This window comes from Streptomyces sp. SID5643, from assembly GCF_009872555.1.
Lineage (GTDB): Bacteria > Actinomycetota > Actinomycetes > Streptomycetales > Streptomycetaceae > Streptomyces > Streptomyces iakyrus.
The window spans coordinates 1-7274 of sequence record NZ_WWIC01000003.1 but is presented as its reverse complement, the minus strand read 5'-3'; the positions used below and the strand labels follow the sequence as shown (position 1 = coordinate 7274).

Annotated in this window: 5 protein-coding genes and 8 tRNA genes; 12 read left to right on the top strand and 1 reads right to left on the bottom strand. The window is 68.7% G+C overall.

Translation table 11 applies throughout. From position 1 onward, the window contains the following. Positions 1–2248, bottom strand: a 2248-nt coding sequence (locus tag GTY56_RS00860; protein ID WP_161361485.1) for a nitrate- and nitrite sensing domain-containing protein, incomplete at its 3' end; no start/stop codon positions are given. Positions 2249–2852: 604 nt separating this feature from the next. Between GTY56_RS00860 and GTY56_RS39745 the strand changes: the two genes are divergently transcribed. From GTY56_RS39745 to GTY56_RS00805, 12 genes are all read left to right on the top strand, one after another. Continuing rightward, positions 2853–3044, top strand: a complete 192-nt coding sequence (locus tag GTY56_RS39745; protein WP_202509583.1) for a hypothetical protein — start codon at positions 2853–2855, stop codon at positions 3042–3044. 173 nt (positions 3045–3217) lie between these two features. Then, positions 3218–3994: a fumarylacetoacetate hydrolase family protein gene (locus tag GTY56_RS00855; protein ID WP_161361483.1), complete on the top strand. Its 777-nt coding sequence runs from the start codon at positions 3218–3220 to the stop codon at positions 3992–3994. After that, positions 3987–5471: a glutamate--tRNA ligase gene (gltX, locus tag GTY56_RS00850; RefSeq protein WP_161361481.1), complete on the top strand. Its 1485-nt coding sequence runs from the start codon at positions 3987–3989 to the stop codon at positions 5469–5471. The genes GTY56_RS00855 and gltX overlap by 8 nt, the downstream gene beginning before the upstream one ends. A 212-nt stretch (positions 5472–5683) precedes the next feature. Further along, complete coding sequence (locus GTY56_RS00845) at positions 5684–6415, top strand: HAD family hydrolase (protein WP_161361479.1); 732 nt, start codon at positions 5684–5686, stop codon at positions 6413–6415. 89 nt (positions 6416–6504) lie between these two features. Continuing rightward, positions 6505–6576: transfer RNA gene (locus tag GTY56_RS00840), tRNA-Gln, on the top strand. 21 nt (positions 6577–6597) lie between these two features. After that, a tRNA-Glu gene (locus GTY56_RS00835) sits at positions 6598–6670 on the top strand. 39 nt (positions 6671–6709) lie between these two features. Continuing rightward, positions 6710–6782 (top strand) — tRNA-Glu (locus GTY56_RS00830). Positions 6783–6802: 20 nt separating this feature from the next. After that, positions 6803–6874, top strand: a tRNA-Gln gene (locus GTY56_RS00825). Positions 6875–6895: 21 nt separating this feature from the next. Beyond that, positions 6896–6968, top strand: a tRNA-Glu gene (locus GTY56_RS00820). Between the two features lie 39 nt (positions 6969–7007). After that, a tRNA-Glu gene (locus GTY56_RS00815) sits at positions 7008–7080 on the top strand. 20 nt (positions 7081–7100) lie between these two features. Beyond that, positions 7101–7172: transfer RNA gene (locus GTY56_RS00810), tRNA-Gln, on the top strand. A 28-nt stretch (positions 7173–7200) separates the two neighbouring features. Beyond that, positions 7201–7273, top strand: a tRNA-Glu gene (locus GTY56_RS00805). The last annotated feature ends 1 nt before the right edge of the window (position 7274 follow it).

Here is a 7274-nt window from a genome sequence, read left to right as displayed (position 1 = left end):
GCCGGGCCGCGGCCGCACCGGCGGCGGCCTGCGCGGCGGCGGGACCGCCACCGGCGGGAGACTGACCGGGCTGCTTGGGCTGGGGCTTGCGGCCGCCCTGGGCGACATCGACGGGCAGCATGACCAGCGCGGTCGTACCACCGGAGTCGGACGGGCGCAGCTGGATGCGGATGCCGTGCCGCTGGGACAGGCGGCCGACCACGAACAGACCCATGCGGCGGGAGACGGAGACGTCCACCGTCGGGGGAGAGGCGAGCCGCTCGTTGATCGCCGCGAGGTCCTCCGGCGACAGGCCGATACCGGTGTCGTGGATCTCGATCAGCACCCGGCCGTCGGGCAGGGCGTGACCGGTGACCTTGACCTTGGTCTGCGGCGAGGAGAAGGAGGTCGCGTTCTCCAGCAGCTCGGCGAGGAGGTGCACGAGGTCGTTGACGACCCGGCCGGCCACTTCGGTGGTCGGCACCGAGGCCAGCTCGATGCGCTCGTACTGCTCCACCTCGGACGCGGCGGCGCGCAGCACGTCGACCAGCGGCACCGGACGGGTCCAGCGGCGGCCGGGCTCCTCACCCGCGAGGACGAGGAGGTTCTCACCGTTACGGCGCATGCGGGTGGCGAGGTGGTCCAGCTTGAACAGCGAGGACAGCTGGTCCGGGTCGGCCTCGCGGGACTCCAGTTCGGAGATGAGCGACAGCTGGCGCTGGATGAGGCCCTGGGAGCGGCGCGAGAGGTTGGTGAACATCGCGTTGACGTTGCCCCGGAGAAGGGCCTGCTCGGCGGCGAGGCGGACCGCCTCGCGGTGCACGTCGTCGAAGGCCGCGGCCACTCGGCCGATCTCGTCCCGGGAGTGCACACCGACCGACTCCACGGACGTGTCGACGTCCTGCGGGTCGGACTCGGACAGCTGCTTGACCAGCTCGGGCAGACGGTCGGAGGCGACCTTGGTCGCGGTGTCCTCCAGCCGGCGCAGCGAGCGGATCATGGAGCGGGCCACGACGAAGGCGCCGACCAGCGACACACCCAGCACGATCAGGATCAGGGCACCGGAGATGATCGCGTCGCGCTCGGTGGCGCTGCGCAGCTCGCGGGCCTTCTGCTCCATCTCCTCGAGCAGCGTGTGCTCGATGTTCTTCATCTGCTGGATCTTGGTGGAGCTGTCGTCCAGCCAGTCGCGGTAGGACCGCTTGTCCTGCTGGGCGAGACCGCTCGCGGAGATCAGGGCGCGGCCGGCGTAGGTGTCGGTGGCCTTGATCGTGGAGTTGCCGCCGTCCTCGATCGGCTTCAGCAGCTCGGCGGCGGCGTCCTCGCCGTAGATGCTCTTGAAGGTGCGCAGCTCGGAGTCCTGGCTTTCCAGAGCCGACTGGGCGTAGAGCCGGTCGTTCGGGGAGAGCTTGCCGGCCGTGGTGTTGCTGGCGGGCAGCGCCGCGGCGAGGGCCGCGCGCTGGATCGAGGAGTACTCCTTGGCGGAGGAGAACGCCGCGAGCGCACGCGTGCGCTGGATCATGTCCGGGTTGCTGGTCGCCTCGGCCATGTCCTGGGAGAGGTCGATCAGGTTCTCGATCAGACGGTGGTATCCCTCGATCGTCTGCGTCGAGTTGCCCTCGGAGGCGTAGGCGCCCTTGCGGATCTGTTCGAGGTTGCCCAGCTCGCCGGCGATCTGGACGAGGTACTCGCGGACGCCCTTGAGGTTGCCGTCCTTGCTCGCGCTGTCGATCTCCTCGGACGAGTCGAGGAAGTTCGTGCGCGCCCGGTCGGTCTTCTCCCGGAGGCCCTTGACCGTGAAGTCGGTCGCCTTGCCGCCGTGGGCGAGCGGGCCGGCCGACTGGTCGCGTTCCTCCTGGAGCGCGGCCGACAGCTCGGTGGCCTGCTTGGTCATGTCCGTCAGCAGCTTCATGTTGTCGAGCTGCTGGATGTCGTCCATGGACTGGTTGATACGCAGTGCGCCCAGCGAGGTGGCCGCGACCACCGGGAGGGCGAGCAGCGACACCAGTCGCGTGGAGATACGCCAGTTGCGCAGGGCTATTCGCGGCCCGGGGCCGGTCGGGCCCGTCGGCGGCTTCAGCGCCGGGGAAGGGCTCGCGGACCCCGAGGGGGTCGACGTGCCGGGGCGCCCGGAGCGCTCACCGCCGTCGCCGGCCGGGCCCTGGTTCTGGGCGTGCTGGGGCGAGGGGCCGCCAGTCATGGGGCCAGTCCCGCCGTGCGGCTGTGGCTCCGCCGAAGCGTTGCCATCCCTCTTGAAACGTCCCTGCACTAGCGTCGCAACCTCTGGACCAGGCACCCCGTCGCCTGAACGGCGGGGCACGGTGTCGGCGTTCTGGGGACGCCCTGAAAAACGCCCCCGTGGTGGTCTTGAGTGACCGGCGCTGGCTCCCCCTTCTCGCCGCCACTCGGCGCGACTGTGCGCCCCCTGTGCGCCGGCTCGATCCTGCGGCGGTCCGTGAGATTCCAGCACAGCACAGGATCTCCAACAAGGCCCGTAGGCCGAGCCGTGATGTAGGTGACACCACGTGAGTGCCGGATCACCGGTCGTGGAAGGCGAGTTCACCCATTTCGGGCGTTAGTCCGCGAGTCGCCGAGCGGTGCCGGGTGTCCCAGTCGCCATGATCAGGAGCGGAATGATGGCTTCAGTGGCCCAATGTCCGTTTCGCCGGCGTGCAGCGCGCGTCCGGATTGCCCGATTCGCCCTCTGATTCGTGAGGAAACTCACATGCTGATCATGGCCTTCGCGCGAACGGGCCGGGGAATCGCATGTTTAGCCTGACGCTTTACAGCGATGGCACAACCGACAACCCGCGCCCGTGCGGAGGTTTCACACACCCTCCCGGCGCCCGTCACAGGACAGGGTCAAGTAAACAGTGAAGACGACGACGATGTTCCACAAGATCGCCAACCCGCGACGCACGACGCTGGCTCACCTGGACGACGCCGACGAACTGCAGACGCCGGAGCAGCCGGAGCACCCCGTCGAACTTCCGGCCCAGACCGCAAACCCCAAGCGCACCATCCTCATGGAGATCCCCGTCGCGGCCGCCGCAGCCGCGGAATGACACCTGGTAGTACGCGTGCCGGCCGCCGGATGCTCAGGGCGGCAGGGCACGGATTTCCGAGGGGCGCCCCGTGTGACGGGGCGCCCCTTCGGAATGCGCGGGGCCGGGGGACCTCCCCGCGTTAGCCTGGACCGTCAGACTCCAGCCGCTTCAGTCAAGGGGCCAAGCATCCCGTGCGCATCGCCAGGTTCTCCATCGACGGGAACGTCGCCTTCGGCGCCATCGAGGGCGACAAGCAGGACGAACTCGTCCTGGACATCATCAAGGGCATCCCGTTCGCGGACTTCGAGCTCTCCGGTACGAAGGTGCCGGTGAGCAAGGTCAGGCTGCTGCCGCCGGTGCTCCCCAACAAGGTCGTGGCCTTCGGCCGCAACTACGCGGAGCACGCCCGCGAGCTGGGCAACGCGGTGCCCGACGCCCCCTTCGCCTTCTTCAAGCCGTCCACCTCGGTGATCGGCCCGGGCGACGAGATCCAGTACCCCTCCTTCTCCGAGGAGGTGCACCACGAGGCCGAGCTGGCCGTCGTGATCGGCCGGATGTGCCGCGAGGTCCCGCGCGAGCGCGTCAAGGACGTCATCTTCGGCTACACCTGCGCCAACGACATCACCGCCCGCGACGTGCAGAAGCGCGAGAAGCAGTGGGCCCGGGCCAAGGGTTTCGACAGCTCCTGCCCGCTCGGCCCCTGGGTGGAGACGGACCTGGACGCGAGCGACCTCACCATCCAGCTCACGGTCAACGGCCGGCAGCGCCAGCTCGGCCGGACCAGCGAGATGATCCACTCCATCGAGGATCTGATCGTCAACATCTCCGAGGCCATGACGCTGCTCCCCGGCGACGTGATCCTCACGGGCACCCCGGCTGGGGTCGGCCCCCTGAACGTCGGCGACGAGGTCGCCGTCACCATCGAAGGCATCGGCACTCTCACCAACAAGGTTGTCAAGCGTGGCTAGCGCATCCGGCACTCCCGTACGCGTCCGTTTCTGTCCCTCGCCCACCGGTAACCCCCACGTGGGCCTGGTCCGCACCGCCCTGTTCAACTGGGCGTTCGCCAAGCACCACCAGGGCACCCTGGTCTTCCGCATCGAGGACACCGACGCCGCCCGCGACTCCGAGGAGTCGTACACCCAGCTGCTCGACTCGATGCGCTGGCTGGGCTTCGACTGGGACGAGGGCCCCGAGGTCGGCGGCCCGCACGCGCCGTACCGCCAGTCGCAGCGCATGGACCTCTACAAGGACGTCGCGGCCAAGCTGCTCGACGCCGGCCACGCCTACCGCTGCTACTGCTCCCAGGACGAGCTGGACACCCGCCGCGAGGCCGCCCGCGCCGCAGGCAAGCCCTCCGGCTACGACGGCCACTGCCGTGAGCTGACCGCCGCGCAGGTCGAGGAGTACCAGGCCCAGGGCCGGGAGCCGATCGTCCGCTTCCGGATGCCCGACGAGACGATCACCTTCACCGACCTGGTCCGCGGCGAACTGACCTTCACCCCGGAGAACGTCCCGGACTACGGCATCGTCCGCGCCAACGGCGCCCCGCTCTACACGCTGGTCAACCCGGTCGACGACGCCCTGATGGAGATCACCCACGTCCTGCGCGGCGAGGACCTGCTCTCCTCCACCCCCCGCCAGATCGCCCTGTACAAGGCGCTGATCGAGCTGGGCGTCGCCAAGGAGATCCCGTCCTTCGGCCACCTGCCGTACGTGATGGGCGAGGGCAACAAGAAGCTCTCCAAGCGTGACCCGCAGTCCTCCCTCAACCTCTACCGGGAGCGCGGCTTCCTCCCCGAGGGCCTGCTCAACTACCTCTCCCTGCTCGGCTGGTCCCTCGCGGCCGACCAGGACATCTTCTCGACCGACGAGATGATCGCCGCGTTCGAGATCTCCGACGTGAACCCGAACCCGGCCCGCTTCGACCTCAAGAAGTGCGAGGCCATCAACGGCGACCACATCCGCATGCTGGACGTGAAGGACTTCACGGAGCGCTGCCGCCCGTGGCTCCAGGCGCCGTTCGCCCCCTGGGCCCCGGAGGCCTTCGACGAGGCCAAGTGGCAGGCCATCGCGCCGCACGCCCAGACCCGCCTCAAGGTCCTGTCGGAGATCACCGACAACGTCGACTTCCTGTTCCTGCCGGAGCCGGTGGAGGACGAGGCCAGCTGGACGAAGGCCATGAAGGAGGGCTCGGACGCCCTGCTGCGCACGGCCCGCGAGAAGCTGGAGGCCGCCGACTGGACCTCCGCCGAGTCGCTCAAGGAGGCCGTCCTGGCCGCCGGCGAGGCCCACGGCCTGAAGCTCGGCAAGGCCCAGGCCCCCGTCCGCGTCGCCGTCACCGGCCGCACGGTCGGCCTGCCGCTGTTCGAGTCCCTGGAGGTCCTCGGCAAGGAGGCCACCCTGGCCCGGATCGACGCGGCGCTGGCGAAGCTGTCCGCGTAACGCGAAGCACCCGCACGGCGAGGGCGGCGTCCGGTCCGGGCGCCGCCCTCGCCGTGTCCGCCCAGCCGCCGGCGATCCTCACGGACGTCTCCGGCTCACCGGCGGCCCCACTTCTGGAAGTTATCCCCGGGCGACGTCCAGGGCCTCGACCTGACCGTTTCCGGGAGCATGAACCCGGGCTGAGAGCGGAACGCGGTGGGTACGGTCGGAGTATGAGCATCCACGCCGTGGTCTGGGACGTAGACGACACCCTCTTCGACTACACCTCCGCCGACCGCCTCGGCATGCGTGCCCACCTCACGGCCGAGGGCCTGCTCGACGACTACGAGACCGTCGAGCAGGCCATCGCCCGCTGGAGGGAGATCACCGACCTGCAATGGGCACGCTTCGCGGCCGGCGAGGCCACCTTCGAGGCCCAGCGGCGCGACCGCGTGCGCGTGTTCCTCGACCGGGACCTCACCGACGCAGAGGCCGACGCGTGGTTCCAGCGGTACATCGCCCACTACGAGGCGGTCTGGTCCCTCTTCCCGGACGTCCTGCCCGTCCTCGACGCCCTCTCCGCCAGCCACCGGCACGCCGTGCTCTCCAACTCCAGCCTCCGCGTCCAGGACCGCAAGCTGCGCGCCCTCGGTGTCCACGACCGTTTCGAGACCATCCTGTGCGCGGCCGAGCTCGGCATCTCCAAACCCGAGGCCGGGGCGTTCCTCGCGGCCTGCGAGTTCCTCGGCCTGCCCCCGCACCAGGTCGCCTACGTCGGCGACCACCCGGAGATCGACGGCCGGGGTGCCGCCGGCGCCGGGCTGCTGTCGGTGTGGATCGACCGGGGTGGTCCGTACGCCACGATCGACCCGCCCGTCGGGCCGCACCGCATCGCCTCCCTCGCCGAACTGCCGTCCCTGCTCGGCTCGGATACTCGTTTTGGAGCCCCGTCCACCTTCGGGTAATGTTCTTCCTGCGCCGCGGGAGCGGGCCGGAAGGCCGGAACCCCAGGCGCACTACTAGAACAAAACCCCCTCGGGGGCTTGCGTTCCAGTGGCCTATGGTGTAATTGGCAGCACGACTGATTCTGGTTCAGTTAGTCTTGGTTCGAGTCCAGGTAGGCCAGCTCGCAGAGCTCATCTGCATCGCCCCCGTTGTGTAGCGGCCTAGCACGCTGCCCTCTCAAGGCAGTAGCGCCGGTTCGAATCCGGTCGGGGGTACTGTTCCGAGCGATCGACGATCATCTCGGGACTGCTAGGGCCCCCGTTGTGTAGCGGCCTAGCACGCCGCCCTCTCAAGGCGGTAGCGCCGGTTCGAATCCGGTCGGGGGTACTGACTGGTCTAAACCACATTGGTCTATGGTGTAATTGGCAGCACGACTGATTCTGGTTCAGTTAGTCTTGGTTCGAGTCCAGGTAGGCCAGCTCGCAGAGCTCATCTGCATCGCCCCCGTTGTGTAGCGGCCTAGCACGCTGCCCTCTCAAGGCAGTAGCGCCGGTTCGAATCCGGTCGGGGGTACTGTTCCGAGCGATCGACGATCATCTCGGGACTGCTAGGGCCCCCGTTGTGTAGCGGCCTAGCACGCCGCCCTCTCAAGGCGGTAGCGCCGGTTCGAATCCGGTCGGGGGTACTGACTGGTCTAAACCACATTGGTCTATGGTGTAATTGGCAGCACGACTGATTCTGGTTCAGTTAGTCTTGGTTCGAGTCCAGGTAGACCAGCTCGGACCTGCGGAAACGCAGGATCCACGCCCCCGTTGTGTAGCGGCCTAGCACGCCGCCCTCTCAAGGCGGTAGCGCCGGTTCGAATCCGGTCGGGGGTAC